Below are 24,865 nucleotides of genomic sequence, written 5' to 3'. Positions count from 1 at the left end.
CTTCAGCTTTTTCCGTCACGAAAGTCCCGAAGTGGGTAACCCCATGTCCGAAACAGACCGCAAGGGCGCCTTCGGCGTCACCGCCGGCGTCGACCCCAACCGCTGGAAGGCGCTCGTCTTCATCGCGCTCGCCCAGCTGATGGTCGTCCTCGACGCCACCATCGTGAACATCGCGCTCCCCTCCGCCCAGACGGACCTCGGCATATCCGACGGCAACCGGCAGTGGGTCGTCACGGCCTACGCCCTCGCCTTCGGCGGCCTGCTCCTCTTCGGCGGCCGTATCGCCGACAAGTGGGGCCGCAAGCGCGCCTTCGTCACCGGCCTGGCCGGCTTCGCCCTCGCCTCCGCGCTCGGCGGCGCCGCCACCACCGGCCCGATGATGTTCGGCGCCCGCGCCCTCCAGGGTGTCTTCGGCGCGCTGCTCGCCCCGGCCGCGCTCTCCCTGCTCGCGGTGATGTTCACCGACGCCAAGGAGCGCGCCAAGGCGTTCGGCATCTACGGCGCCATCGCGGGCGGCGGCGGCGCCGTCGGCCTGATCGTCGGCGGTTTCCTCACCGAGTACCTGAACTGGCGCTGGACGTTCTTCGTGAACATCCCGTTCGCCGTCGTCGCGGCCCTCGGCGCCGTCTTCGTCATCCGTGAGCCCGAGGGCGGCCGCAACCGCTCCCCGCTCGACATCCCCGGCGTGGTCCTGTCCTCGCTCGGTCTGATCGCGCTCGTCTACGGCTTCACCCGCGCCGAGTCCGACGGCTGGGGCGACACCGTGACCGTCTCGATGTTCGTCGCGTCCGCGGTGCTGCTGCTCGCCTTCGCGGTCGTCGAGTCGCGGGTCAAGGCCCCGCTGCTGCCGCTGCGCGTGGTGACCGACCGCAACCGCGGCGGCATCTACCTCTCCCTCGGCCTCGCGATCATCGGCATGTTCGGCCTGTTCCTCTTCCTGACCTACTACCTCCAGGTCGTGAAGGGCTACACGCCGGTCAAGACCGGCTTCGCGTTCCTGCCGATGGTGGCCGGCATGATCACCGGCTCCACCCAGATCGGCGCCCGCCTGATGACCCGGATCCCGGCCCGCTTCCTGATGGGGCCCGGCTTCCTGGTCGCCGCGCTCGGCATGCTGATCCTGACCCAGCTGAAGGTCGACTCCTCGTACGGCACCCAGCTGCTGCCCGCGATGCTGCTGCTCGGCCTCGGCATGGGTACGGCGTTCATGCCGGCGATGTCCCTGGCCACCCAGGGCGTGCAGCCCCGGGACGCCGGTGTCGCCTCCGCGATGGTCAACACCTCGCAGCAGGTGGGCGGCGCGATCGGCACCGCCCTGCTGAACACCATCGCCGCCTCGGCGACCACGTCCTACATCAAGGACCACATCGCCGGTGCCGCCGCCAAGCCGCAGCAGGAGCTGGTCAAGCTCCAGGGCATGGTGCACGGCTACAGCAGCGCGATCTGGTTCGCCGTCGGCATCCTGGCCGTGGCCTCCCTGATCGCCTTCACCTTCGTCAACGCCGGCCGCCCGGGCTCCACCCCGGTGACCTCCGGCTCGGGCGAGGGCGTCGAGGACGAGCTGCCGGTGCCGGTGGTGGCCCACTGACCCCGTCCACGGGACGGCGCGCCCCCTAGCGGAGCCAGGGCAGATCCGCACCCGCTTCGTCGGGCTGGAGGCCCTCGGCGATGATCCCCATGATCTCGCCGAGGGCCTTCTGCTGTTCCGGGCTGAGCCGGTCGAACATCGCCTGCCGCACGGTGGCCACATGGCCGGGCGCGGTCCGTGCGAGCACCTCGGCGCCCTCGTCGGTGAGCACCGCGAGCTGGCCGCGCTTGTCGGAGGGGCAGTCCTCGCGGCGCACCCAGCCGTTCTTCTCCAGCCGCGCGATGGCGTGCGAGAGGCGGGAGCGGGTGATCTTCGACCTCATCGCCAGCTCGGTCATCCGCAGCCGCCGGCGGGGCGCCTCGGCGAGGCCGACGAGCAGGCCGTAGTAGATGTGCGGCATCCCGGCGTCGCGCTGGAGCTGCCGGTCGAGGTGGTCCTCCAGCAGGGTGGTGGCGTGCATGTACGCACGCCAGACGCGCTGTTCCTCGTCGGTGAGCCAGCGGTGCCGCGCGGCGTCGGGGTCGGGTGCCGTGTTCATGTGTCCCACTGTACGAGGCATCTCCTTGAAACTTGAACAAATCGGCCGTATGCTTCCGATAGAACTTGAGAGTTAAAGCAACTCTGGAGTCTTCGTCCGGAGTCCTCCCGGAGTCCTTCCAGAGCCTTTGCGCGGTGCTCCCGCAATTCTGTCGGGAGCCTGGCGGGGGCCTGTCAGGGACCTCGCGGAGACCTGTCGTTGGACCTGCCGTTGGGAGCCGCCGCCATGTCCGCCATGCCCGCCGTGCCGCAGGAGACGCCCGCTGCGGCGTCGCCGGAGACGTCCACGGCGCCGTCGCCGTCGCAGACGTCCGCCGCATCGCAGGAGCGCATGCCCGCCCTCTACCTCAGCCACGGCGCGCCGCCCCTCGCCGACGACCCCGTCTGGCCCGGCCAGCTCGCCGCCTGGTCCGCCGGCCTGCCCCGTCCGAAGGCGATCCTCATGGTCTCCGCCCACTGGGAGGAGGCCCCGCTCGCGCTCGGCGCGGTGCAGACCGTCCCGCTCGTCTACGACTTCTGGGGCTTCCCCGAGCACTACTACCGCGTCCGGTACGCCGCCCCCGGCGCACCCGAACTGGCCGCGTCCGTCCGCAAGCTGCTGCGCGCCCCCGGCGTCCCGGTCCAGGACATGCCCGACCGCGGCCTCGACCACGGCGCCTACGTCCCGCTCGTCGAGATGTACCCGGACGCCGACATCCCCGTCCTCCAGGTCTCCCTGCCGACCCTCGACCCGGTCCGCCTGATGGACATCGGCCGCAAGCTCGCCCCCCTGCGCGACGAGGGCGTGCTGATCGTCGGCTCCGGCTTCTTCACCCACAACCTCGCCGCCCTGCGGTACACCGGCGGCGGCGTGCCGAGCTGGTCCTCCGAGTTCGACGACTGGGGCCGGCGCGCCCTGGAGGCCCGCGACTGGGACGCCCTGCTCGACTTCCTCGACAAGGCCCCGGCCGGCCGCTACGCCCACCCGCGCACCGAGCACTTCGCCCCGCTCTTCGTCACGATGGGCGCCGCCGAGGCGGGCGGCGAGCCGGCCGCGCAGAAGTCCGTGACCTCCGTGATCGACGGGTTCTGGATGGGCATGGCGAAGCGGTCGGTGCAGTTCGGCTGAGGCTGCGCCCGGGGTGGACGCCGACGGCGGAGTCGGGGGCGGAGTCCGAGCCGGGGGCGGGGCGGAGTCCGGGTCGGGGGCGGAGTCCGAGTCTGGGGCCAGGTCAGGGGCGGAGCCCGGGTCGAGGGCCTGCGATGGCGGGTGCCGCGTGTCGGCTGCCGCGGGGCGGTGGGTGGCCTGCGCGGTCTCCGCCCGGTAAGGGCCGGATATGGCCTAGCTCAGTATTTGCTGTGATTCCGCTCGCGTGGCAACCATCGGGCGGCGCGACCCGTCTTCCGGGTCGGGAGGGCGGTCGAGGACGACGGAGATCCTCCTCGACTCCCGTCCTGACCTGCGTCTCTGCAGGTTCGGCGGCCCCTCTCGCCCCATGCGGCGAGACAGGGTACTGCATGATCAGAAAAATCGGAGGGCAGGTTGGGAATTCTGTCCGGATTCCAGTCGTTGTTTCCATCGGACGCAGGGCAGCCGAGGAGAGTCCCTTCACAGTCCCCCGAGTGCTGAGCGCCCACAGGACCACCTGCCAGCCCACCATCGCAAGGGAGCACGCATGGTAACCCGTGCCGTCGCCCGTCGTCAGTCCGCCTCCGGCGAGACGGCCGACTCGGCAAGCAGGCTTCGCGCACACGGCGGTGAGATCGCCGACCGTGACCTGGTCGGCATGTACCTCGACGAGATCGCGCGTACGCCGCTGCTCGACGCCGCCAAGGAGGTCGAGCTGTCCCAGACCATAGAGGCGGGTGTGTTCGCGCGGCAGGTCCTCGACGGCGAGGAGGAGTCCGCGTCGGACGCCACCCGTGAGGAACTGGAGGCGCTGGTCGCCGCCGGCGAGCGGGCCAAGGACGTCTTCATCCGCTCCAACCTCCGCCTGGTCGTCGCCGTGGCCCGGCGCTATCCGCGCAGCGGCCTGCCCCTGCTGGACCTGATCCAGGAGGGCAACGCCGGCCTGGTGCGCGCGGTCGAGAAGTTCGACTACCGCAAGGGCTTCAAGTTCTCGACGTACGCCACCTGGTGGATCCGTCAGGCCATCACCCGCTCCATCGCCGACCAGTCCCGCACGATCCGGCTCCCCGTCCACCTGGTGGAGGAACTGGGCCGCATCCGCCGCATCCAGCGCGAGTTCAACCGCGAGCACGGCCGCGAGCCGGAGCCCGCGGAGATCGCGGCCGAGCTGGGCTCCACCCCGGAGCGCGTCACGGACGTCCTCGACTGGGCCCGCGACCCCGTGTCGCTGAACATGGCGGTGGACGACCAGGGCGAGACCCAGTTCGGCGACCTGCTGGAGGACACCTCCGCGGTCTCCCCCGAGCAGTCCGTCCTGACCCTGCTGCGCAGCGAGGAACTGGACGACCTGATCGGTCGCCTGGACCAGCGCACGGCCTCCATCATCAAGATGCGCTACGGCATCGAGGACGGCCGCGAGCGCACCCTGACCGAGGTCGGCAAGGAGCACGGCCTGACCCGCGAGCGCATCCGCCAGATCGAGAAGCACGCGCTGCTCGAACTGAAGAAGCTCGCGCGGGACACCGGATTCGACGCGGCCGCGTAACGGCCGTACGCCGCTCCCGTGAGGAGCGGCGTACGGGACTGGGGGCGGCATACAAGAGGGGGCGTTCACAGGACAGGAGGGGGCGGCTGCGGAGTCGTGTGCGCGCTGCGCGCGGAGTGCGAGGTGTGCGCGCTGCGGAGGGTGTGGGTGGTTGTGGGCGTGCGCTGCCCGGGACCGCGCACGCCGGTGGCGAAAGACGGCGCAAACATGGCGTGGTCCTGTCGCTTCAACGCCCGGGCCCGCGGGAACAACCCAAGCGGGCCCAGCGCAAGCCCCCCGGGAACCCGGACCGCACTCCCCAGAGCGTCTGACACACCGCCCGCCCGACACACCCGACATCCGCACCGCACGGCAGCCGATCCAGCGCCGCCGGCCGTCCCCACGCGAACCACGTCCCGACGCACCATCCCCCCCGGCGCCGGGACCTTCCGAAGCCGGGCTCCGGCACCCATCCCCCCTGGGTGCCGGAGCCCGGCTCTCTCGTGTGCGCGACGGCTGTCCCCGTGGCCATTCCTGTCCTGGTCTGCGCGGTCGGCTCACGACGGTCGGTGCGCACCGGGCGGTCGGCTCGCACCGGGCGGCTGGCGCGCACCGGGCGAGGAGAGCGCCGACTCGGCCAACTCCAGCCAGTCCGCGAGCTGTTCCTCCGTCGGTCCGGCGGGCAACTCGGGGTCGTGGAACGGCCGGTGGCTGAGGTGTAGTGGCTGAAGCGCAGTCGGGCTCGACAACGGTGCGACACGTTGGAACGGCGGCCCACCCCGTACCTGAACCCCGGGGTGGACCGCGCGGATGGCAGATTCTGCCACATGGGCATAGCCTGCCGGAATGAGCACCACCCCCAGCCCCTCCCACCAGCAGTTTTCCGCCTCCGCACCGGTCTCGTTGACCGAGCGCCGGAAGGCCGAGACCCGGATGGAGATCGCCCGGGCGGCGGGCGCGCTGTTCGTCCGGCAGGGCCTGCGGGCGACCCGCGCCGAGGACATCGCGCAGGCCGCGGGCATCGCACCCCGCACCTTCTACCGCTACTTCGCCACCAAGGAGGAAGCGGTCGCCCCGCTCTACGCCGCCGGCGCCCAGCGCTGGGCGGAAGCGGTCCGCGCGGCTCCGGCCCACCTCGGCGTCCCGCAGGCGCTGGAACACGCCGTCCGCCACACCCTCACCCCCGGTGCCGGGGTCTCGGCGGCCTCCTGGGAGTGGGTCCGCACCCTGATCCGGCTGGCCGACAGCAGCCCCGCCCTGCGCAAGGTCTGGGCCGAGGTGTGCCAGGCCTCGGAGACGACCCTGGGTGAGATCCTCGCGACGCGCCCGGCGCCCGGCGGACCCGCCACCGTCACCCCTGCCCTCCGTTTCACCGCCGCCGTCGCCGGCGCGGCCGTCCGCGTGGCTGTGGAGTCCTGGGCCGCCACCTCCGCCCCGGCGACCGGCCCCGAGGGCCCGGCGGCCCTGGCACTGCACAACCTCCGAGCGCTGAGGGGATTCGACTGGGGCGGGCAGGACCAGGGCCCGCGCCCCCGGGATGAGCCGAACGACACCCCCTAGGCCGCCGGCCGCCCGGCGGCGAACGGGCTGGAGACCGGCACCGGGAGGAACCGGGGGAGGGGGAGCGGGCGCCGGTGCCGTGAACCGATGCCGGACGCGCCCGGGTGTCAGCGCAGGAGGGGGTCAGGACTGCGGGGACCCGGGGTCAGGTTCCTCGGGCCCCGCCCTCCCCCTCCCCCCGCCCGCCCTCTCCCCGTCCCGCCCGGCTCAGTCGCCCGCCCAACTCCCGTACGCACTCGGCCAGTTCGCCAGGACCCCGTACGGTGAACTCGAATCCGGCCATCGCGAGCCGTACCGCCAGCCACTCCACGGGATCACCGGAGGTGCCCCGCAGGAGACAGCCGCCGTTCCCGTCGTCCTCCGGCTCCCCGAGCCAGGCCGGCACCCGCGCGGCGACCTGCCCGGCGGGCGCGGCGAAGCGCACCGCGAACTCGTACGTCTCCTGCCGCCGGTTGATGGACTGCCGCAGATACTCGGCGGCGTCCCCCGCCGGCAACTCCCGTGGTGCGAACCGCACTCCGGTCGCGAACGGCTCGCTCACCCGGTCCACCCGGAACGTGCGCCAGTCCGCCCGGTCGAGGTCATAGGCGACCAGGTACCACCTCCTTCCGGTCGACACCAGTCGGTGCGGCTCGGTCAGCCGCCGTGTCTCGCCGCCCTCCTTGTCGCGGTAGGCGAACCGCAGTCGCTCGTGTCCCGCGACCGTCGATGCCATCACGGTCAGCGTCTCCGGCGCGATGCGCGCGCCGTCCCCGCTGGTCAGCGGTGTGGTCGCGGCCTGCAAGGTGGACACCCGGTGACGCAGCCGGGAGGGCAGCACCTGCTCCAGCTTGGCCAGGGCCCGCACCGACGCCTCGTCCACGCCCGCCACCGCGTGCCCGGCGCCGGCCCGCAGCCCCACCGCGATCGCCACCGCCTCCTCGTCGTCCAGCACCAGCGGCGGCATCGCCTTGCCCGCGACCAGCCGGTACCCGCCGTCCGCGCCCTTCGTCGCCTGCACCGGATAGCCCAGCTCCCGCAGCCGGTCGATGTCCCGCCGCACGGTACGGCGCGACACCCGGAGCCGATCGGCCAGCTCCCCGCCGGGCCACTCGCGCGGGGTCTGGAGGAGTGAGAGCAACTGCAGCAGCCGAGCCGGTGTGTCGGTAGTCATACGGACGAGAATGCCGTACGACTAGGACACGATCTGACCTAATAGACTCCTAACTTTGCGGACATGACCTCCTCGGAACAGACCCTCACCCCTCGGCCGTCCCCGGACGACGCGCCGGCCCGGGGCGACCGGCGCCGCTGGTTCGCCCTGGCCATCGTCATGACGGCGGCCTTCATGGACCTGGTGGACGTGACGATCGTCAACATCGCCATCCCGTCCATCCAGCGGGACGCCGACGCGTCCGTCAGCCAGATCCAGTGGATAACCGCGGGCTACGCCCTCGCCTTCGCCGCGGCCCTGATCACCGGCGGCCGGCTCGGCGACATCCACGGCCGCAGGCGGCTGTTCCTCATCGGCATCGGAGGCTTCACGCTCGCCTCCGCGCTGTGCGGTTTCGCCGTGAACCCCGAGATGCTGGTCGCCTCCCGCATCCTTCAGGGCAGCATGGCGGCGATGATGGTGCCTCAGGTGCTGTCGATCGTGCACGCCACCTTCCCGGCCCATGAACGCGGCAAGGTCTTCGGTCTGTTCGGCGCCGTCGTCGGCCTGGGCGCGGTCTCCGGACCGCTGCTCGGCGCGCTGCTGACGGAATGGAACCTGTTCGGCCTCGAATGGCGGCCCATCTTCCTCATCAACCTCCCCGTCGGTATCGCGGCCTTCCTCCTCGGCCGCCGCTTCATCACCGAGTCCAGGGCGCCGAAGGCGCTGAAGCTGGACCTCGTCGGTGTCACCCTGGTCTCGCTGGGCCTGCTGATGCTGCTCTACCCGCTCACCCGCGGCCGGGAGCTGGGCTGGCCGCTGTGGGGGTACCTCTGCATGGCCGGCGCCCTCGTCGTCTTCGCCGCCCTGCTGTCGTACGAAAAACGGAAGGCCGTTCGGGACGGTTCCCCGCTCATCGAACTGTCCCTCTTTCGGGTGAAGAGCTTCGCCGCGGGCATCGCCGTACAGACCGTCTTCGGCGTCGCGCTCGGCATCTTCTTCCTGGTCTGGACGCTGTACATGCAGATCGGCCTGGGCTGGAGCCCGCTGCGGGCCGGGCTGACGGGGGTGCCCTTCTCGATCGCGGTGTCCGTGGCCGCCGGGATGTCGGTGCAGAAGCTGGTCCCGCGCTTCGGCCGCAAGGTGCTCCAGGCGGGCGCGCTCGTGATGGGCGCGGGCGTGCTGCTCTACCTGTGGGAGGCCCACCGGTACGGCCTCGCCATCGCCTCCTGGCAGATGGCCCTGCCGCTGGTCGTGATGGGCGCCGGCATGGGGCTGATCGTCGCGCCGCTGACGGACGCGGTGCTCTCGGAGGTGCCGCGTGAGCACGCCGGTTCCGCGTCGGGGCTGATCAACACCGTGCAGCAGATGGGCAACGCGCTCGGGCTGGGGCTCGTGTCGGTCGTCTTCTTCGGACGGATCGGCGACCGGCTGGCCCCCGTCCAGGTCGGCCCGGCCTTCGTGCACGCTTTCCAGTACGCGCTGTGGTGGGTCGCCGGGATCATGGGCGCGATCTTCCTGCTGATGTCCGCCCTGCCGAAGCGGCCGGCGCAGCACGTGGAAGGCGCGGAGGACGCGGAGGGCGACGAACTGTCCGCGCCGGAGAAGGAACCCGAGCTGGTGCCGTGACCGGGCGGGAGATGTCCTGACCCGCACGTCGAAGGGCCCGGCACCGATCAGGTGCCGGGCCCTCGTGCTGTCCGCCGACCCCACTTGCGCGGGCCCCTGCGTGAGCCCACGGTGTGGGCCGGAAGTCCGTTCATGCCCGAGCAAAGTCCGAACCTGTTTACATTCCGGAAAGCCGCGCGTAGCCTCGCAGTGAAACCACACGTTCGGGCATTACTCGGAAGTGAACGGACATCGAGGCGGAGGCGAGCGGGATGTACGCACCGGAACGGCAGCAGGAGATCCTCCGGCTCGCCCGTGACGGCGGCCGGGTGGACGTGCTGTCGCTCGCCGAGGAGTTCCAGGTCACGGCGGAGACGATCCGCCGCGATCTGAAGGCCCTCGACCGCGCCGGACTGGTCCGCCGCGTCCACGGCGGCGCCATCCCCGCCGGCCGCCTCGACTTCGAACCGGACCTCGCCGAACGCGAGGGCACCTCCGCCGACGAGAAGGACCGCATCGCCAAGGCGGCCCTCACGGAACTGCCGACCGAGGGCACGATGATCCTCGACGCCGGTACGACGGTGGCGCGGCTGGCTGCCGCCATCCCGCTGGAGTCCTCGCTCACCGTCGTCACGCACAGCCTGCCGATCGCGGCCCGCCTCGCGGACCACCCCGGCATCCAGCTCCACCTCGTCGGGGGGCGCGTACGGCACCGTACGCGCGCCGCCGTGGACGCCTGGGCGCTGCGCGCGTACGGCGAGATCCGGGCGGACGTGCTCTTCGTGGCGGCCAACGGCTTCTCCGCCGAGCACGGCCTGACCACCCCCGACCTCGCGGAGGCCGCGGTGAAGCGGGCCGCGGTCGCCGCCGCCCGCCGCGTGGTGCTCCTGGCCGACTCCGCCAAGCACGGCCAGGAGCACTTCGCGCGCTTCGCCGACCTGAGCGACGTGGACCTGCTGATCACCGACAGCGGGCTGAGCCCCGAAGACACCGCCGCCATCGAGCGCGGCGGCACGGAAGTAGTGCGCGCATGATCCTCACCGTCACCCCCAACCCCTCCCTCGACCGCACCTACGAGGTCCCCACCCTGGAGCGCGGCGAGGTCATCCGCGCCACCGGCGAGCGCATGGACCCGGGCGGCAAGGGCGTGAACGTCTCGCGCGCCGTGGCGGCCGCCGGACAGCGCACGGTCGCCGTCCTGCCCCTGGGTGGTGCGCCGGGGGCGCTCGTCGCCGATCTGCTCGACGCGCAGGGCATCGAGGTCGCGCCGGTCCCGGTCGCCGGAGCCACCCGCTCCAACATCGCGCTCGCGGAGTCCGACGGGGTGCTCACCAAGATCAACGCGCCGGGGCCCGAGCTGTCGCCCTCGGAGCAGGAACTGCTTCTGGACACCGTGCGGGAGCAGTCGCGCGACGCCGACTGGATCGCGTGCTGCGGCAGCCTGCCCCGGGGGCTCGCGCCCTCGTGGTACGCCGATGTCGTCACGCGGGCTCACGCCGGGGGCGCGCGCATCGCCCTGGACACCTCGGGGCGTGCGCTGCTGGAGGCGCTGCGCGCGCGGCCCGACGTGGTGAAGCCGAACGCCGAGGAGCTCGCGCAAGCCGTCGGCCGCCCCCTGGCCACCGTGGGCGACGCGCTGAAGGCGGCCGAGGAGCTGCGCGGCATGGGCGCGCGCGCCGTGCTCGCGAGCCTGGGCGCCGACGGGCAGCTCCTCGTGGAGGACACGGGCGCCTGGTTCGCCCACGCGCGCGTGGACGCCGTCCGCAGCAACGTCGGTGCCGGCGACTCCTCCCTCGCCGGCTTCCTGATCGCAGGCGGCAGCGGCCCCGGGGCCCTCGCCTCCGCCGTCGCCCACGGCGCCGCCGCCGTCCAGCTCCCCGGCAGCGTGATGCCGACGCCGGCCGGCCTGGACCCGGCGGCGGTGACCGTCACGGCCGAGATCCCGCTCGACCGCGAACTGACGGAGCCGGTGTCATGACCCGGCTCGCGCTCCGTGGCGGACGCCCCGGCACTCGGCACCTTGGCGCGCGCCCCCGACCGGCACCCCCAGGCGCACGCACCCCACCGGCCCCGAAGCGGCGGGACTCCCCGTTACTCGCCGCGGCCACCGGGCGGCACCACCGGCCGAGCCACGGTGCCGCCCCCGGGAGGCGGGGTTTCCCCGGCCCCGCCTCCTGCCCGATCCCATGCCCCCACCGCACCCCCGTCCCCCTTTCCGCCCACTCCTCCCCCCGGGCGATACGCGTGCATAGGAGCCCGCGATGAGCGACATGATCACCGCGGACCTGGTCGACCTCGACCTGTCCGCCGACACCAAGGAAGCGGCGGCCCGTGCCCTCGCCGAGCGCATGGTGGCCCAGGGCCGGGTGACCGACCTGGAGGGCTTCCTCGCCGACGTGGCCGCCCGCGAGGCCCAGATGCCGACCGGCCTCGACGGCGGCATCGGCATCCCGCACTGTCGCAGCGCGCATGTCACCGAGCCGACCCTCGCCTTCGGCCGCAGCGCCGCCGGTATCGACTTCGGCGCCCCGGACGGCCCGGCCGACCTGATCTTCCTGATCGCGGCCCCTGCCGGCGCGGACGACGCCCACCTCACGATCCTCTCCTCCCTGGCCCGCCAGCTGATGAACACCGAGTTCACCTCGGCGCTGCGGGCGGCGTCGGACGCGGAGACGACGGCGGCACTGATCCGCGGGGACGAGAAGCCGTCGGCTGCGCAGACGGCGGAGACTTCGGGACACGGCGCGGACGGTACGGCGGGCGCGGCCGGCGCGGAGCGCGCGGCGAGCGCCGGGAGCGCGGGCGCAGCCGAGGGCGCGGAGGCCGGCGAGGGCGCCGTGAGCGCCCCCAAGGACACCGCTGCGACGCCGGTGGCGGCCTCCGCCGGCGCCGCAGCGGTCACCACGACGGCGCGGGCGCGGAGCGCGTCCGCCCCGGACTCGGGCGAGCGGCCCTTCCGTATCGTCGCCGTCACCTCCTGCCCGACCGGTATCGCCCACACCTACATGGCGGCCGAGTCCCTGGAGAACGCCGGTCGCGAGGTGGGCGTCGAGCTGGTCGTCGAGACGCAGGGCTCGGCCGGCTTCACCCGGCTCGACCCGGAGGCGATCGCGGCGGCGGACGGCGTGATCTTCGCGCACGACGTCCCGGTACGCGACAAGGACCGCTTCGCCGGCAAGCCGACCGTCGACGTCGGTGTGAAGGCCGGCATCAACCGTCCCGCCGAACTCATCGGCGAGGTGCGCGAGAAGGCGGCGCGCGGCGAGACGAGCGCCCCGGCGTCCGCGTCCGGCGGCACACCGGTCGAGCGCGCGGGCGACTCCACCGAGGGCTACGGCACCAAGCTCCGCAAGTGGCTGATGTCCGGCGTCAGCTACATGGTCCCGTTCGTCGCCGCGGGCGGCCTCCTCATCGCCCTGGGCTTCGCGATCGGCGGCTACAAGATCAACAAGGCGCCGTCGGTGATGGACCACTTCGTGTGGACCCAGGCCGACAGCTGGGGCGCCCTGCTCTTCCAGATCGGCGCCGTGGCCTTCGGCTTCCTGGTCCCGGTCCTGGCCGGCTACATCGCCTACGGCATGGCCGACCGGCCCGGCCTGGTGCCCGGCTTCGTCGGCGGCGCGATCTCACTGACCATCAACGCGGGCTTCCTCGGCGGCCTGGCCGCCGGTCTGATCGCCGGTGGCGTGGTGCTGGCGATCCAGAAGGTGCGGATCCCGGCGGCGTTGCGCGGCGTCATGCCGGTGGTGGTGATCCCGCTGATCTCCTCGGCGCTCGTCGGATTCCTGATGTTCGTCGTGATCGGCAAGCCCATCGCATCCGCCCAGAAGGGCCTCACCGACTGGCTGAACGGCCTCACCGGCACCAACGCCGTCCTGCTCGGCGCCCTGCTCGGCCTGATGATGTGCTTCGACCTGGGCGGCCCGGTCAACAAGGTCGCCTACACCTTCGCCACCGCCGGCATCGCGGTCGCCAACCCCAGCGACTCCGCGATGAAGATCATGGCAGCGGTGATGGCGGCCGGCATGGTCCCGCCGCTGGCGATGGCCCTGGCCACCACCGTGCGCGGCAGGCTCTTCACCCAGACCGAGCGCGAGAACGGCAAGGCCGCCTGGGTCCTGGGCGCCTCCTTCATCTCCGAGGGCGCGATCCCGTTCGCCGCGGCCGACCCGCTGCGGGTCATCCCGTCCGCCATGGTGGGCGGCGCGCTCACCGGCGCCCTGTCGATGGCCTTCGGCGCCACCCTGCGCGCTCCCCACGGCGGCATCTTCGTGGTCCCGCTGATCGGCAACCCGTTCCTGTACCTGGTCGCCATCGCGGCCGGCGTCTGCGCCACCACGGCCCTGGTCGTCCTCCTCAAGGGCATGCGCAAGCAGACCCCCGAGTCCACGCCCGGCGGCCCCGCCGCGAACACCACGACCGCGAAGGGCACCAAGCAGCCGGTGGCGGCCTGACCGCCGGCCGCGCCACCCCGCCCCACACCTTGTCCCTTTAGGTCCCTTTAGTTCGCTGTGAGTTGTTCACGGCACCTGCGAGATACGTCACGGTCCGGGATCAAAGTCCCGGACCGTGGTGTGTACTGGGCGCATGCCTGAGCACGTCCCGACTCTCCAGCTGATCGGCGTGGCCGTCCTCGCCGTGGCGGCCGTCGTCTGGGCCGTCACCCTGCTGCGCCTGCTGGATCGCGCCGGTCTGCGGTCCCCCGTCCGGCACACCACGAGCCTGCTGCCGGCCCTGCCGCGCCAGACCCGGGTCGGCCCCGAGCTGGAGTCCGTCGAGCTGACCCCCGCCGAACAGGACGCGTTCGCGGGCCTGGCACGGCAACTCGCCGACGGCTGACGGCACAAGGCGCCCACGCCGGCCGCACGCGCACCGGGTGCACTACCCCCGGCGTACGACCCCTGGTGCGCTACCCGTGCCGCGCCGCCCGCCGCTCCATGGCGTCCCGCGCCTCGTCCTCCGACATGTAGACCTCGCACATGTGCCGTCCGTCGGGCGTCGCCGTGTGCTCGACCTCCCACAGGGAGATCTCGCTCTCGTCCGGCAGCAGGAACGCGTGCTCGTACAGCGCGTAGCTCAACCCCACGCGTCCGGCCCGCCCCGGGCGCCCGAACGCCTGCGTGATCTCGTGCGCCGTCGCCGTCGCCAGCAGCGCCGCGGTCTGCGCGCCGGGCCGGTCCGGATTCTCCGCGCGGCGCAGCAGCCGGCGCGCGTGGTCCGCCGAGTCGTCGGAGGCGAACACATGCCGGGGCTCGGGAATCGCCCACAGCCGCATCGGCGCGGGCAGCTCGAACTCCGGCGCGTCCGGCGGCAGCCCGAGCCGGGCCGTGGCCGTCTGCAGCTCCTCGTCGTCGACGTACACCTCGTGTTCCGGTGCGCTGCCCGGCGTGGGGTTGTGGACGAGTTCCCACAGCGTGACCGCCGAGCCGTCGGCGAGCAGCCAGGTGTGCCGGTACGTCTCCCGGTGCAGCCCCGCGCTGTGGTACGCGGAGTGCAGCGAACTGTCGTGCGCCAGTGCGCAGTCGAGCTGCCGTATCACGTCGTCGGGCAGCTCGAAGGAGTTCAGGGCACGGCCGAGGAGTCGCGCGAGATGCTCCTCCGGAGACTCGGGCGACTCGGCTGGTTCGTACGCTGCCGTCTCGTACGGAACGCTCAAGACATCTCCCGGCGTTGCTGCATGTCACCTTGTGGGTGCATACCGTAGCCCCTCGGTCGGACATCATGTCCGGGAACCGAGAAAACGTACGCCGGGAAAACGCGCGGGCCGCGCGAGAAGTTCCCGCGCGGCCCCACATCACGTCAAAAGTCGCCGCTCAGACGGCACTTCCGGCGGTCCAGGCGCTCCACGACATGTTCCAGCCGTTCAGCCCGTTGTCCGGGGCGACCGTCGTGTCCGGGGAGTTCTTCACGATCACGACGTCCCCGACGAGCGAGTTGTCGAAGAACCACTTGGCCTGGGTGTCACCCTGCGCCCCCTGCACGTCCGCGAGCCCGACACAGCCGTGGCTGGTGCCCGAGCGCCCGAAGGGCGGGTTGCCCTTGTTGTACCAGTAGTTGCCGTGGATGAACGTCCCCGACGAGGTCAGCCGCATCGCGTGCGGCACGTCCGGGATGTCGTACTCCCCGCCGAAGCCGACCGTCGAGCCGTTCATGCGGGTCTGCACGAACTTCTCGGCGATCACCATCTGCCCGTTGTACGTCGTGTGCTCCGCGCTGCCCGCGGAGATCGGCACCGACTTGATCGTCTGGCCGTCCCGCACGACCGTCATCGTCTGCGTGTTGGCGTCGACCGTGGACACCTGCGCGCGCCCGACGGTGAAGGTGACGGTCTTCTTCTGCACCCCGTAGACACCGTTCGCGCCCTGGACCCCGTCCAGGTCGATCTTCATCGTGACCTTGGAACCGGCCTTCCAGTACTCCTGCGGCCGGAAGTCCAGGCGCTGGTTCCCGAACCAGTGCCCGACCACCTGCTGGCCACTGCTGGAGTTGACCGTGATGTGCGACTGCACGGCCTTCTTGTCGGTGATCGCCTTGTCGAAGGTGAACGACACCGGCATGCCCACCCCGACCGTGCTGCCGTCGTCCGGCGTGTAGGTGCCGATGAAGCTGTTCGCCGAGGTGACGGTGGTGAAGATGGAATTGGCCGCCGCGGTACGCCCGTTCGCGTCCTTCGCGGTCGCGGCGATCTGGTACTTCGTCCCGCGGTCCAGCTGCTCCTTCGGCTTCCAGGTGCTGCCGTCCGCCGATATCGCCCCGGCCACGGTCTGCCCGGTCCCCGACACGGTCATCTTCACGTCCGTCAGCTTGCCGTCGCTGACCTTCACGCCGGTCGCGTTGATGGACGCGCTGGTCGAACCGTCCTTCGCCGAGATCATGATCTTCGCGGTCGACGTCTTGGGGGAGTCCTTGCCGCCCTTGTCGTCGGTGGCGTTGGCGCTGCCACCACAGGCGGTCAGGGTGAGGGTGCCGACCATCAGGGCGGCACAGGCCCCCAGTACGCGCCGCGCTGCAATGTCCGGCGTTGTCACGGGCTGCTCCAGGTTCATGTGATGTGCGTGATCCGTTCCAGTGCGTGGAGAAAGAGTGCTCCGGCACCCGGGTAGGTTCCCGCCGGCTCCCCTGAACGCCATCACGTGACAGAACCGCGACAATCCGGCCCCGCCGGACCCCCGCACCACCCCTACCGCTCCTCGTACAACTCCCCGTACGACGGCCACACTCCGCCCGGCCCGTCGACCGACTCGGCGGCCCGCACGCCCCGGACGATCGCGCGCGTCACGAGATCCGCGCCGGCGGCCAGGATGTCGTTGAGCGCCAGGGGATGCCCGTCGAGCGGGCGCGCGCCGGTCGCCAGCGCGAACACCGTGTCCCCGTCGTGCAGGAGGTGCACCGGACGCACGGCGCGCGCGATGCCGTCGTGCGCCGTCCCCGCCAGCTTCTGCGCCTGCGCCTTGGAGAGGTCCGCGTCGGTCGCGACCACCGCCAGCGTCGTGTTGAGCGGGGGCGGCGCGTTCCTGGCGGCGGCTTCGTCGAGCCGTCGGCGCGCGGCCGCCACCACGCGTTCCTGCGGATACTCCACCCGCCCCCGCAGCAACAACTCTCCGTACAGCGCCCCCGTACCGGTGTCCACCACGGCACCCGCGGCGTTCACGACCGCCAGCGCGGCCACGGTGACGCCCGAGTCGAGCACCGTGCTCGCGGTTCCCACCCCGCCCTTCAGCCGCCCCGCCACGGCGCCCGCACCGGCCCCGACACACCCCTCGGGCACATGGGCGCCCGGGGCGGTCGCCGCCGCGGCCTCCACCGCCGCGCGGCCCGTCGCCGCGTCGGGCCGCGCGCGGAAGTCTCCCCCGCGCCCCAGGTCGAAGAGGCACGCGGCGGGCACGACCGGCACGACGTGCGCCGGGTCCGGCCCCACCCGCACTCCGCGCGAGCGCTCCTCCAGCCAGGCCATCACCCCGGACGCCGCGTCGAGCCCGTAGGCGCTGCCCCCGGTCAGCACGATCGCGTCGATCCGCTGCACCACGTTGCGCGGGTCGAGCGCGTCGGTCTCCTTCGTGCCCGGGCCGCCGCCGCGCACGTCCACGGCGGCGACGGCGCCGCCCTCGGGAGCGAGGACGACGGTGGTGCCGGTGAGCCAGCCGTCCCCGGTGCGGGTGGCGTGCCCCACCCGCACCCCGGCGACGTCCGTCAATGCGTCAACTGTCATGGGGGCAAGTGTGGCCGCCCGGGCACCGGCGATGGCTCAGTGGGCCGATGCGCCGCCGCTCGCCGCACGCTCCCGGCCGGCCATGCGCGCCGTCAGCGTCACTCCGGTCGCCACCGCGCCGGCGCAGACGAGCCCGGCCGCGAGCACCGCCCAGTGGCCCAGGAAGGTGCAGCAGATCACCAGCAGCGCCGTGCCCGGCAGCACCAGCTGCTGGGCGATACCGACCTTGAAGTGCCGCGAATGCAGCGCCCAGACGGTCAGCAGATACAGCGCCGTGGGCAGGGTCACCGCAGCCGAGGCGGACAGCGTGGAGATGTGGGTCTTGCCGACCGTCTGCTCCACCGCGACCTCCAGGCCGGCGCCGATCGCCGCGGCCGACGCGAAGATCAGGTAGTGGCCGTAACCCCAGAGGAACGCCTGCCCGTTGGAGCGCAGGTGACCGTGGATGGGCACCACGAAGTAGATCCACCACGCGGAGAAGACGATCAGCAGGCCGCCCGCCGCGATCGGCAGCAGCTCGCCCAGCGCGCTGTGCTCGTTCACCGCCGACTTCACGGCGATCGTCGCCGCGGAGATCGTCTCGCCGAGCACGATGATGGTGAACAGGCCGTACCGCTCGGCGATGTGATGCGGATGCCAGGAGGTCGTGCTGCTCTTCTCGGCGTACAGCGGCACGCACATCTCCGCGATCGCCATCACGAGGAACACCCAGGGCCGGGCGGGCCCGGGCAGGACCACCAGCCCGGTCCAGCCGACCTGGCACAGCAGCACACCGCACGCGTAACGGAGCGCCATCGTTCTCTCCGCGCCGGTGGCCGCTCTCGCGGCTCTCAGCCACTGTGCGGCCATCGCCAGCCGCATGATCAGGTAGCCGAGCCAGACCATCAGGTAGTCGTGACTCTGGAAGGCCTGGGACACACCGGCGGCCAGCACCAGGACACCGGCGATCTGCACCAGGGTGACGACCCGGTAGAGGGCGTCGTCGTTGTCGTACGCCGAGGCGAACCAGGTGAAGTTCATCCAGGCCCACCAGATGGCGAAGAACTGCATGGCGTAGTTGAGGATTCCGCCGCCGGCGTGCCCTTCGGCGACGGCGTGGACCAGTTGCACGCCCGCCTGCGCGATCGCCACGACGAAGCACAGGTCGAAGAACAGCTCTAGCGGGGAGGAGACCCGGTGCGCTTCGTCGCGCCCGCGCGAGGTGAGCCGTCGCAGAGGCCCGGGGAGCCGGGGTGCGCCCGAGGAGGCGGGCGGCGGAGCGGAACTCGACGTCATGCCTCCCAGGACAGCAGAAATCCGCCCCGAAATCTTGTGAACGGATTCACAAATGCCCTGGCCGCCGGAGGCGGGGCCGTACCCTTGGGGCATGAGCACCGCCCCCGAATCCGAGCCCCGCGACCCGAAGCCCGCGCTGGTCTTCGACGACCCGCTGGACCAGCAGTCCTCGGACGACACCGACCGCGGATGGGGCGAGCGCACGGACGGTGACAGCGCCGCCGACCTGTTGCGCTTCCTCGACGAGAAGCCGCCCCACCACCTCTGAGCCCGCCGCCGCCTCCGAGCCTCGCGCGGCGGCGCCGCTAGCGTTCGTCGTGCCCCGACCCGCGCTGGGCGACCAGCGCGTCGCGGATCTCCTTGAGCACCTCCAGCTCGGTCACCTCGATGACCTCCTTCGTGCCCTCCCGCGCGGCCTTCTGCGCCGCCTGCCGGGCCAGGTACTTCGACATCGGCAGGACCATCAGGAAGTACACGACTGCCGCGGTGATCAGGAAGTTGAGCGTGGCACCGAGGACGGAACCCCACATGATGTGGATGCCCTGGTTGGCACCGCACGTGGAGCTCAGGCAGGAGCTGTAGTTGTCCAGGCTCTTGGTGCCGAAGGCGCCGACCAGCGGGTTGATGACCCCCTTCACGACCGAGTTCACGATGTTCGTGAAGGCCGCGCCGATAACCACCGCGACTGCCAGATCGACGACGTTGCCGCGCATCAGGAAGGCCTTGAAGCCCTGCCAGACGCTCGGTTCCTTCTTCGCGCTCACCTCGGGGACACTCCTCGCGTGCACAGGTTGTGGAACGAAACGCTCCGCAACCTACGGCACGGTGCGGCCATTGTGTCCAGTCCCGTCGCTCGATCGAGCGACTTGACAGCAAGCCGCCGAAGAATCGTCCCCGTCGGTTCAGCACAGCGTCACCGCCAGGCGGGCCGTGGCGCTCGCGCCGACGAGCCGGGCCGCCGTGGCGCGCGGTACCGACAGCACCACGAGCGCCCCGCTCTCGGCCCCGCCGTCCAAAGGCTCCGGAACCCTGGTCACGCGCACACCGCGCGCGAGCACTCGGGCGACGCCCCCGGCCGACGGGTCCTCCGCGGCGATCACGTCGACGCGGTCGCCGGGCCGTAGCAGCCGGACCGTGGCGGCGTCGGCGATCCGCACGGGTGCCGTCACCACCTCCACCGGCGCATGGCGCCGTACAGGGGCGGTGACCGGATGACCGCGGGGCTGTTCCGCGCCGTGCGGTGCGGTCGCCGTGCGCGGCCCGGCCGCGACGAGCGCGGCCGCGGTCACCGCGAGGCCGGCCGCGATGGCCCGCCGGCGGTGTCGTACGAGCCGTTGCAGCTGATACCGCCCGCCGCGCACCCACACCGGAGGGAACTGCGGGACCTCACACGTCGCGGGGGCGTCCGTGCCCAGCGGACGCGGGAGCCGGATGGGAGGCGGACAGGGGAGAGGAGCGGGAGGAGGCGAGGGCGGAGCGGGGGGCGACGAGGGGGACGACGAGGACCAAGGCATGGGAGACCACCGCCTGCGACGAGGAATTCGGCTTGCGATGCCACGATGGGACATCGCGCCGAATCCCGTCGGAGCCGGTGGAAGACGGACGGGTTGTGGACAACTCGGCCACCCGAACGGGGAATTCCGCCCCCTTGTCCACAGGCCCGGCCGTGAACCGGCCCCTAACCGGCCAGTGTCTTACGGCAGTTCGAAGCCCGGGTCCATCCCGCCGAGCGCGTTCCCGCACGGGCAGTCCCGCTCCCCGGTCCCGGGCAGCGCCGCCACCGCGTCGAACAGCACACCGCGCAACCGGTCCACGTTGGCGGCGAACACCTCCAGCACCTCCTCGTGCGAGACGCCTTCGCCGGTCTCGGCGCCCGCGTCGAGGTCGGTGACCAAGGTCAGCGACGTGTAGCACAGCTCCAGTTCCCGGGCGAGCGCCGCTTCCGGGTGGCCCGTCATGCCCACGACCGACCAGCCCTGCGCCTGGTGCCACAACGATTCGGCACGCGTCGAGAAGCGCGGCCCCTCGACCACGACCAGCGTGCCGCCGTCCACCGGTTCCCAGTTCCGGCCGCGGGCCGCCTTCAGCGCGGCGGCGCGTCCGGCGGGGCAGTAGGGGTCGGCCATGGAGACGTGCACGACGTTCGGCACCGTGCCGTCGGGCAGCGGCAGCCCGTCGAAGTACGTCTGCGCCCTGGACTTCGTACGGTCCACCATCTGGTCCGGCACGAGCAGGGTGCCGGGGCCGTACTCGGGGCGCAGCCCGCCCACCGCGCACGGGCCGAGCACCTGACGGACGCCGACGGAGCGCAGCGCCCACAGGTTGGCGCGGTAGTTGATGCGGTGCGGCGGAAGGTGGTGGCCGCGGCCGTGCCGGGGCAGGAAGGCGACCCGCCGGCCGGCGATCTCGCCGAGGAAGAGGGAGTCGCTGGGCGGCCCGTAGGGGGTGTCCACCTGGACCTCGGTCACGTCCTTGAGGAACGAGTAGAAGCCTGAGCCGCCGATTACACCGATCTCTGCGTTCGCCATGGTCAGCACACTAGCTGTCGGCGAAAGAGCGGGGGAGGCGGTGCCCGGAAACGCCGGAAACCCTGCCGTCGCGCGACGGCAGGGTGCGGTGTGAGCGGGTCAGGCGGCGGAGCTCTTGGCGGAGCTCGACGAGGAGGAGGACGGCTTCGCGTCGGACGACGAGGACGTGGTGCCCGACGACGTGGTGCTCGACGACGAGCCGGACGGCTTGGACGCCGGGCTGCTGCTCGACGTGGAGCCGCGGGAGTCGTTGCGGTAGAAGCCGGAGCCCTTGAAGACGATGCCGACCGCGGAGAACACCTTCTTCAGGCGGCCACCGCAGTTGGGGCACTCGGTCAGGGCGTCGTCGGTGAACTTCTGCACCGCCTCGAGGCCCTCGCCGCACTCGGTGCACTGGTACTGGTAGGTCGGCACTGTCTTCCTCCTGGCACTCTCACTCGATGAGTGCTAACGACGGTCCATAGTGACGTATTCCCGGGGATCAGTCCACCGTCACCGGCACGCGGTGACCGACGCCACGTGCGACGGTGACGTTCCGCCGGGGTGCGACCAGCCGCGATCGCAGCGTCACCAGGGTCGACAGCGCGAGCACGGTGCCCGCCGCCGGCACCAGGAATCCGGCACCGTTCCACAGCCGGTCCTCAAGCTGGCCGGCGACGGTGACGGCGGCCGCCTGCCCGAGCGCGACCGCGCCGGTCAGCCAGGTGAAGGCCTCGGTGCGGGCGGCGGCCGGCACCAGGCCCTCGACCAGCGTGTAACCGGTGATCAGCGCCGGTGCGATGGACATGCCGACGAGCAGGCCGAGCCCGGCGAGCAGCAGGACCGAGTGTGCCGTCCACAGGGCGGACGCGGTGATCGCGAGCGCCGTGTAGCCGGCGACCAGGCGGTGCTGGGGCGCGACCTTCCACGCGATCGCGCCGCAGACGATGCCGGACAGCATGTTTCCGGCGGCGAAGACGCCGTACAGGACGCCGTTCAGGCCGGGCTCGCCGATCGACTCGGTGAACGCCGCCAGCGACACCTGCATGCCGCCGAAGACGGACCCGATCCCGAGGAACGTCACGACCAGTACGCGCACGCCGGGCACGCGCAGCGCGGAGGCGTGCTGCACGCGCGCGTGCCCGGTCTCCACGGTGACCGGCGGCTGCGTGCTCTTCTGCGCGGCGAACAGCAGACCGCCGACGAGCGTCAGCGCGCCCTCGGTGACCAGGCCCGCCGCGGGCGTCACGGTGGTGCACAGCGCGGTCGCCAGCAGCGGACCGAAGACGAAGGTCAGCTCGTCCGTGACCGACTCGAACGCCGCCGCGGTGGTCATCAGGGGCGAACCCTGGAGCTTCACGCCCCAGCGCGCCCGCACCATCGGGCCGACCTGCGGCACCGAGGCGCCGGTCGGGACGGCCGCCAGGAAGAGCGCCCACAGCGGCGCGTGCGCCAGCGCGAGCGCCGTCAGGGTCAGGCCCGACAGCGTGTGCACCAGAACGCCGGGGACCAGCACGGCGCGCTGGCCGTAGCGGTCGGCGAGACGGCCGCTGTACGGCGCGAACAGCGCCATGGACACACCGGTCGCGGCCGCTGCGGCGCCCGCCGCGCCGTACGAGCCGGTGGTGTGCTGCACGAGCAGCACGATCGAGAGGGTGAGCATCGCGAACGGCTGGCGCGCGGCGAAACCGGGGAGCAGGAACGTCCAGGCGCCGCGGGTGCGCAGCAGCTGTCCGTAGCCCGGGCGGGACGACGCCGACGGGTTCTCCGCCGGCTCGGTGGTGACCGTGGATTCCACGGCCCGTGCCTTTCTTCCGCCTGGTAGCGCGCCCGTGCGGGGGCGCCGAGAGCTGTCCTCTTGCGCGGAACTGCGGTAGATACCGGTGCCACTGCGGAGGGCGTTCCGGCCGCCATACGGTCGCGCCAGCTCTGCATCAGACAGAGTTGGTTCGATCTGGGTGCCTTGATACTACAGGGAGCAAGGGCTTGTGCACCTGTGAAAACGAGCACGGTCGGGCCGGTTCACCTGTGATTGGCGCGCGTGTGAATCGCACGAAACGCACCCGTAACGCACGCCCTCCCCGCTCCCGTGCGCCCCGCGCTCACCGCCAGGCGGTCGCCCCGCTCACGCCCAGCCACCCCGCCAGCTTGCCGCCGTGGGCGACCGCGCGCAGCCGCCGTTCCGTCGCGTCGCGCACCGGGTCGGTGGCGACGACCAGCAGTTCGTCGCCCTGGCGCAGCACGGTCGTCGGCAGCGGAACGAACGATTTTGCATCGCGGACGACGAGCGTGACGGCGGCCCCGGTCGGCAGCCGCAGTTCGTTGACCTCGACGCCGTGCATCCGGGAGCCCTCGGGGATCGAGACGGAGAGCAGGTGCCCGCGCAGCCGCTCCAGGGGTGCGGACTCGATGCCGAGGTCCGCGGCCTCGCCCTTCTCGCCCAGCCGCAGCGTGCGCGCCAGCCAGGGCAGGGTCGGCCCCTGGACCAGGGTGTAGACCACGACCAGGACGAAGACGATGTTGAAGATGCGGCGGCTGCCGGCGACGCCGTTCACCATCGGGATGGTCGCCAGGATGATGGGTACGGCGCCGCGCAGTCCCGCCCACGACATGAGCGTCTGCTCCTGCCATGCCACGCGGAACGGCGCGAGGCTGAGGATCACGCTCAGCGGGCGGGCCACCATGGTCAGGGCCAGGCCTATGACCAGGGCGGGCCAGACGTCCTCACCCAGCTCGTGCGGGGTGACCAGCAGGCCGAGCAGGACGAACATGCCGATCTGGGCGATCCAGCCGAGCCCCTCGGCGAAGCCGCGCGTGGCGGGCCAGTGCGGGAGCTTGGCGTTGCCGAGCACCATCGAGGCCAGGTAGACGGCCAGGAAGCCGCTGCCGTGCCCCAGGGCGCCGGCGGCGTACGCGGTGACGGCGATGGCCAGCACGGCGATGGGGTAGAGGCCCGAGGCGGGCAGGGCCACGCGCTTGAGCCCCCAGGAGCCGATCCAGCCCACCGCGAGCCCTATGGCGGCGCCGACCGCCAGCTCCAGAAGTATCCGGCCCAGCAGGACGTACCAGTGCTCGACGGGCCCCGCCGTGGAGAAGGCGACGACCAGGATGACCACCGGGGCGTCGTTGAAGCCGGACTCCGCCTCCAGCGTGCCCGTCACGCGCGCGGGGAGTGGAATCCTGCGCAGCACGGAGAAGACCGCCGCCGCGTCCGTCGACGACACCACCGCGCCGATGATGAGCGCCTGGCGCCACTCCAGCCCGACCAGATAGTGCGCGCCCGCCGCCGTGACGCCCACGCTGACGGCGACGCCGACGGTCGCCAGGACGGAGGCGGAGGCCAGGACCGGGCGGACCTCTTTCCACTTCGTGCCGAGGCCGCCCTCGGCGAGGATCACGACCAGGGCCGCGTACCCGATGACCTGGGTCGTCGCGGCGCTGTTGAAGTGGATGTGCCCGATGCCGTCCTGGCCCATGAGGATGCCGATCCCCAGGTACACGAGCAGGCTGGGGAGCCCGCTGCGCGAGGAGATCCGGACGGCCGCGACGGCGACGAGCAGGACCAGGGAGCAGACGAGCAGGAGCTGGTCGAGGTGGTGGACAGTCAGCGGCGGTTCCCTTCCTTGGCCCGCGCGCGGGGCGCGCGGGCACACGTACACAAGATCCGAGGCTGCGGCACGCCGCACCCAAGTACTTCGTTACCTTACCTAACTCTTGACGCTTTCTTGACGCTCGCCGAGGCAAGATCGAACGTTCGTACACGCTGGTTCCCCACTCCGCGTCAAGCGGGACAGGGCCCTGCGCCTATGGTTGCTC

Annotated in this window: 23 protein-coding genes; 10 read left to right on the top strand and 13 right to left on the bottom strand. The window is 72.0% G+C overall.

Annotation, left to right across the window (positions count from 1 at the left end):
- The first annotated feature begins 43 nt into the window (after window positions 1-43).
- Window positions 44-1,588: an MFS transporter gene (locus ACFC8N_RS07960; RefSeq protein WP_356036972.1), complete on the top strand. Its 1,545-nt coding sequence runs from the start codon at window positions 44-46 to the stop codon at window positions 1,586-1,588.
- Window positions 1,589-1,613: 25 nt separating this feature from the next.
- Here ACFC8N_RS07960 and ACFC8N_RS07955 read toward each other — a convergent pair whose 3' ends face one another.
- Together ACFC8N_RS07955 and ACFC8N_RS07950 are read right to left on the bottom strand one after the other, a co-directional pair.
- The gene (locus ACFC8N_RS07955) at window positions 1,614-2,126 is read right to left on the bottom strand and encodes a MarR family transcriptional regulator (RefSeq protein WP_356036970.1); all 513 of its coding nucleotides are present in this window, start codon (window positions 2,124-2,126) and stop codon (window positions 1,614-1,616) included.
- 173 nt (window positions 2,127-2,299) lie between these two features.
- The gene (locus ACFC8N_RS07950; protein WP_356036967.1) at window positions 2,300-2,458 is read right to left on the bottom strand and encodes a hypothetical protein; all 159 of its coding nucleotides are present in this window, start codon (window positions 2,456-2,458) and stop codon (window positions 2,300-2,302) included.
- Between ACFC8N_RS07950 and ACFC8N_RS07945 the strand changes: the two genes are divergently transcribed.
- The 3 genes from ACFC8N_RS07945 to ACFC8N_RS07935 all read left to right on the top strand — a co-directional run bounded on the left by ACFC8N_RS07945 (window position 2,457) and on the right by ACFC8N_RS07935 (window position 6,318).
- A complete protein-coding gene (locus ACFC8N_RS07945) occupies window positions 2,457-3,233 on the top strand; it encodes a class III extradiol ring-cleavage dioxygenase (protein ID WP_356036964.1) in 777 nt (258 codons plus the stop codon). The genes ACFC8N_RS07950 and ACFC8N_RS07945 overlap by 2 nt on opposite strands.
- A 547-nt stretch (window positions 3,234-3,780) precedes the next feature.
- Window positions 3,781-4,779: an RNA polymerase sigma factor RpoD/SigA gene (locus tag ACFC8N_RS07940; protein WP_376287384.1), complete on the top strand. Its 999-nt coding sequence runs from the start codon at window positions 3,781-3,783 to the stop codon at window positions 4,777-4,779.
- 912 nt (window positions 4,780-5,691) lie between these two features.
- A complete protein-coding gene (locus tag ACFC8N_RS07935; RefSeq protein WP_376287733.1) occupies window positions 5,692-6,318 on the top strand; it encodes a TetR/AcrR family transcriptional regulator in 627 nt (208 codons plus the stop codon).
- A 145-nt stretch (window positions 6,319-6,463) separates the two neighbouring features.
- On the opposite strand, the gene ACFC8N_RS07930 is transcribed toward ACFC8N_RS07935, so the two are convergent.
- Complete coding sequence (locus ACFC8N_RS07930; protein WP_376287382.1) at window positions 6,464-7,471, bottom strand: helix-turn-helix transcriptional regulator; 1,008 nt, start codon at window positions 7,469-7,471, stop codon at window positions 6,464-6,466.
- Window positions 7,472-7,534: 63 nt separating this feature from the next.
- Here ACFC8N_RS07930 and ACFC8N_RS07925 point away from each other — a divergent pair, with 63 nt between their 5' ends.
- The 5 genes from ACFC8N_RS07925 to ACFC8N_RS07905 all read left to right on the top strand — a co-directional run bounded on the left by ACFC8N_RS07925 (window position 7,535) and on the right by ACFC8N_RS07905 (window position 13,897).
- Window positions 7,535-9,079: an MFS transporter gene (locus tag ACFC8N_RS07925; RefSeq protein WP_356036956.1), complete on the top strand. Its 1,545-nt coding sequence runs from the start codon at window positions 7,535-7,537 to the stop codon at window positions 9,077-9,079.
- 251 nt (window positions 9,080-9,330) lie between these two features.
- The gene (locus ACFC8N_RS07920) at window positions 9,331-10,092 is read left to right on the top strand and encodes a DeoR/GlpR family DNA-binding transcription regulator (protein ID WP_071377144.1); all 762 of its coding nucleotides are present in this window, start codon (window positions 9,331-9,333) and stop codon (window positions 10,090-10,092) included.
- Window positions 10,089-11,036, top strand: coding sequence for a 1-phosphofructokinase (gene pfkB / locus ACFC8N_RS07915; protein ID WP_356036953.1), 948 nt, complete (start codon window positions 10,089-10,091; stop codon window positions 11,034-11,036). Before ACFC8N_RS07920 ends, pfkB begins: the two co-directional genes overlap by 4 nt.
- Before the next feature lie 283 nt (window positions 11,037-11,319).
- Entirely contained in the window at window positions 11,320-13,512 is a 2,193-nt protein-coding gene (locus ACFC8N_RS07910) for a fructose-specific PTS transporter subunit EIIC (RefSeq protein WP_376287379.1), read from the top strand.
- A gap of 133 nt (window positions 13,513-13,645) precedes the next feature.
- Window positions 13,646-13,897 (top strand): hypothetical protein, encoded by a 252-nt coding sequence (locus tag ACFC8N_RS07905; RefSeq protein ID WP_376287377.1) that lies wholly within the window; start codon window positions 13,646-13,648, stop codon window positions 13,895-13,897.
- Between the two features lie 70 nt (window positions 13,898-13,967).
- Here ACFC8N_RS07905 and ACFC8N_RS07900 read toward each other — a convergent pair whose 3' ends face one another.
- The 4 genes from ACFC8N_RS07900 to ACFC8N_RS07885 all read right to left on the bottom strand — a co-directional run bounded on the left by ACFC8N_RS07900 (window position 13,968) and on the right by ACFC8N_RS07885 (window position 18,542).
- Window positions 13,968-14,714 carry a DUF6227 family protein gene (locus ACFC8N_RS07900; RefSeq protein WP_356036944.1) on the bottom strand — a complete coding sequence of 249 codons (747 nt, stop codon included), beginning with the start codon at window positions 14,712-14,714 and terminating at the stop codon, window positions 13,968-13,970.
- 157 nt (window positions 14,715-14,871) lie between these two features.
- The gene (locus ACFC8N_RS07895) at window positions 14,872-16,086 is read right to left on the bottom strand and encodes an Ig-like domain-containing protein (RefSeq protein ID WP_356036981.1); all 1,215 of its coding nucleotides are present in this window, start codon (window positions 16,084-16,086) and stop codon (window positions 14,872-14,874) included.
- A gap of 152 nt (window positions 16,087-16,238) precedes the next feature.
- On the bottom strand, window positions 16,239-17,267 hold the full coding sequence (locus ACFC8N_RS07890) for a P1 family peptidase (RefSeq protein ID WP_376287375.1): 1,029 nt from the start codon (window positions 17,265-17,267) through the stop codon (window positions 16,239-16,241).
- A gap of 36 nt (window positions 17,268-17,303) precedes the next feature.
- Entirely contained in the window at window positions 17,304-18,542 is a 1,239-nt protein-coding gene (locus ACFC8N_RS07885; RefSeq protein WP_376287373.1) for a low temperature requirement protein A, read from the bottom strand.
- A 91-nt stretch (window positions 18,543-18,633) separates the two neighbouring features.
- Between ACFC8N_RS07885 and ACFC8N_RS07880 the strand changes: the two genes are divergently transcribed.
- Window positions 18,634-18,810, top strand: a complete 177-nt coding sequence (locus tag ACFC8N_RS07880) for a hypothetical protein (RefSeq protein ID WP_376287371.1) — start codon at window positions 18,634-18,636, stop codon at window positions 18,808-18,810.
- 37 nt (window positions 18,811-18,847) lie between these two features.
- Here ACFC8N_RS07880 and mscL read toward each other — a convergent pair whose 3' ends face one another.
- The 6 genes from mscL to ACFC8N_RS07850 all read right to left on the bottom strand — a co-directional run bounded on the left by mscL (window position 18,848) and on the right by ACFC8N_RS07850 (window position 24,708).
- Entirely contained in the window at window positions 18,848-19,306 is a 459-nt protein-coding gene (gene mscL, locus ACFC8N_RS07875) for a large conductance mechanosensitive channel protein MscL (protein WP_356036933.1), read from the bottom strand.
- A 138-nt stretch (window positions 19,307-19,444) separates the two neighbouring features.
- A complete protein-coding gene (locus ACFC8N_RS07870) occupies window positions 19,445-20,056 on the bottom strand; it encodes a hypothetical protein (RefSeq protein ID WP_376287369.1) in 612 nt (203 codons plus the stop codon).
- 180 nt (window positions 20,057-20,236) lie between these two features.
- Window positions 20,237-21,070, bottom strand: coding sequence for an S-methyl-5'-thioadenosine phosphorylase (locus ACFC8N_RS07865; RefSeq protein WP_362816548.1), 834 nt, complete (start codon window positions 21,068-21,070; stop codon window positions 20,237-20,239).
- Window positions 21,071-21,169: 99 nt separating this feature from the next.
- Window positions 21,170-21,484 carry an FmdB family zinc ribbon protein gene (locus ACFC8N_RS07860; protein WP_356036925.1) on the bottom strand — a complete coding sequence of 105 codons (315 nt, stop codon included), beginning with the start codon at window positions 21,482-21,484 and terminating at the stop codon, window positions 21,170-21,172.
- A gap of 67 nt (window positions 21,485-21,551) precedes the next feature.
- Window positions 21,552-22,847, bottom strand: coding sequence for an MFS transporter (locus tag ACFC8N_RS07855; RefSeq protein ID WP_356036923.1), 1,296 nt, complete (start codon window positions 22,845-22,847; stop codon window positions 21,552-21,554).
- Window positions 22,848-23,151: 304 nt separating this feature from the next.
- On the bottom strand, window positions 23,152-24,708 hold the full coding sequence (locus tag ACFC8N_RS07850) for a potassium/proton antiporter (protein WP_376287731.1): 1,557 nt from the start codon (window positions 24,706-24,708) through the stop codon (window positions 23,152-23,154).
- Between the last annotated feature and the right edge of the window lie 157 nt (window positions 24,709-24,865).

The organism is Streptomyces sp. NPDC055966, from assembly GCF_042269865.1.
GTDB lineage: Bacteria > Actinomycetota > Actinomycetes > Streptomycetales > Streptomycetaceae > Streptomyces.
The sequence above is the reverse complement of the archived record's forward strand: the minus strand, read 5'-3'. Positions and strand labels throughout refer to the sequence as shown.

Coding starts and splice junctions, on each gene's coding strand:
- ACFC8N_RS07960 (WP_356036972.1), top strand. CDS start 44: ATGTCCGAAACAGACCGCAAGGGCGCCTTCGGCGTCACCGCCGGCGTC.
- ACFC8N_RS07955 (WP_356036970.1), bottom strand. CDS start 2,126: ATGAACACGGCACCCGACCCCGACGCCGCGCGGCACCGCTGGCTCACC.
- ACFC8N_RS07945 (WP_356036964.1), top strand. CDS start 2,457: ATGCCCGCCCTCTACCTCAGCCACGGCGCGCCGCCCCTCGCCGACGAC.
- ACFC8N_RS07950 (WP_356036967.1), bottom strand. CDS start 2,458: ATGCGCTCCTGCGATGCGGCGGACGTCTGCGACGGCGACGGCGCCGTG.
- ACFC8N_RS07940 (WP_376287384.1), top strand. CDS start 3,781: ATGGTAACCCGTGCCGTCGCCCGTCGTCAGTCCGCCTCCGGCGAGACG.
- ACFC8N_RS07935 (WP_376287733.1), top strand. CDS start 5,692: ATGGAGATCGCCCGGGCGGCGGGCGCGCTGTTCGTCCGGCAGGGCCTG.
- ACFC8N_RS07930 (WP_376287382.1), bottom strand. CDS start 7,471: ATGACTACCGACACACCGGCTCGGCTGCTGCAGTTGCTCTCACTCCTC.
- ACFC8N_RS07925 (WP_356036956.1), top strand. CDS start 7,535: ATGACCTCCTCGGAACAGACCCTCACCCCTCGGCCGTCCCCGGACGAC.
- ACFC8N_RS07920 (WP_071377144.1), top strand. CDS start 9,331: ATGTACGCACCGGAACGGCAGCAGGAGATCCTCCGGCTCGCCCGTGAC.
- pfkB (WP_356036953.1), top strand. CDS start 10,089: ATGATCCTCACCGTCACCCCCAACCCCTCCCTCGACCGCACCTACGAG.
- ACFC8N_RS07910 (WP_376287379.1), top strand. CDS start 11,320: ATGAGCGACATGATCACCGCGGACCTGGTCGACCTCGACCTGTCCGCC.
- ACFC8N_RS07905 (WP_376287377.1), top strand. CDS start 13,646: ATGCCTGAGCACGTCCCGACTCTCCAGCTGATCGGCGTGGCCGTCCTC.
- ACFC8N_RS07890 (WP_376287375.1), bottom strand. CDS start 17,267: ATGACAGTTGACGCATTGACGGACGTCGCCGGGGTGCGGGTGGGGCAC.
- ACFC8N_RS07885 (WP_376287373.1), bottom strand. CDS start 18,542: ATGACGTCGAGTTCCGCTCCGCCGCCCGCCTCCTCGGGCGCACCCCGG.
- ACFC8N_RS07880 (WP_376287371.1), top strand. CDS start 18,634: ATGAGCACCGCCCCCGAATCCGAGCCCCGCGACCCGAAGCCCGCGCTG.
- ACFC8N_RS07870 (WP_376287369.1), bottom strand. CDS start 20,056: ATGCCTTGGTCCTCGTCGTCCCCCTCGTCGCCCCCCGCTCCGCCCTCG.
- ACFC8N_RS07865 (WP_362816548.1), bottom strand. CDS start 21,070: ATGGCGAACGCAGAGATCGGTGTAATCGGCGGCTCAGGCTTCTACTCG.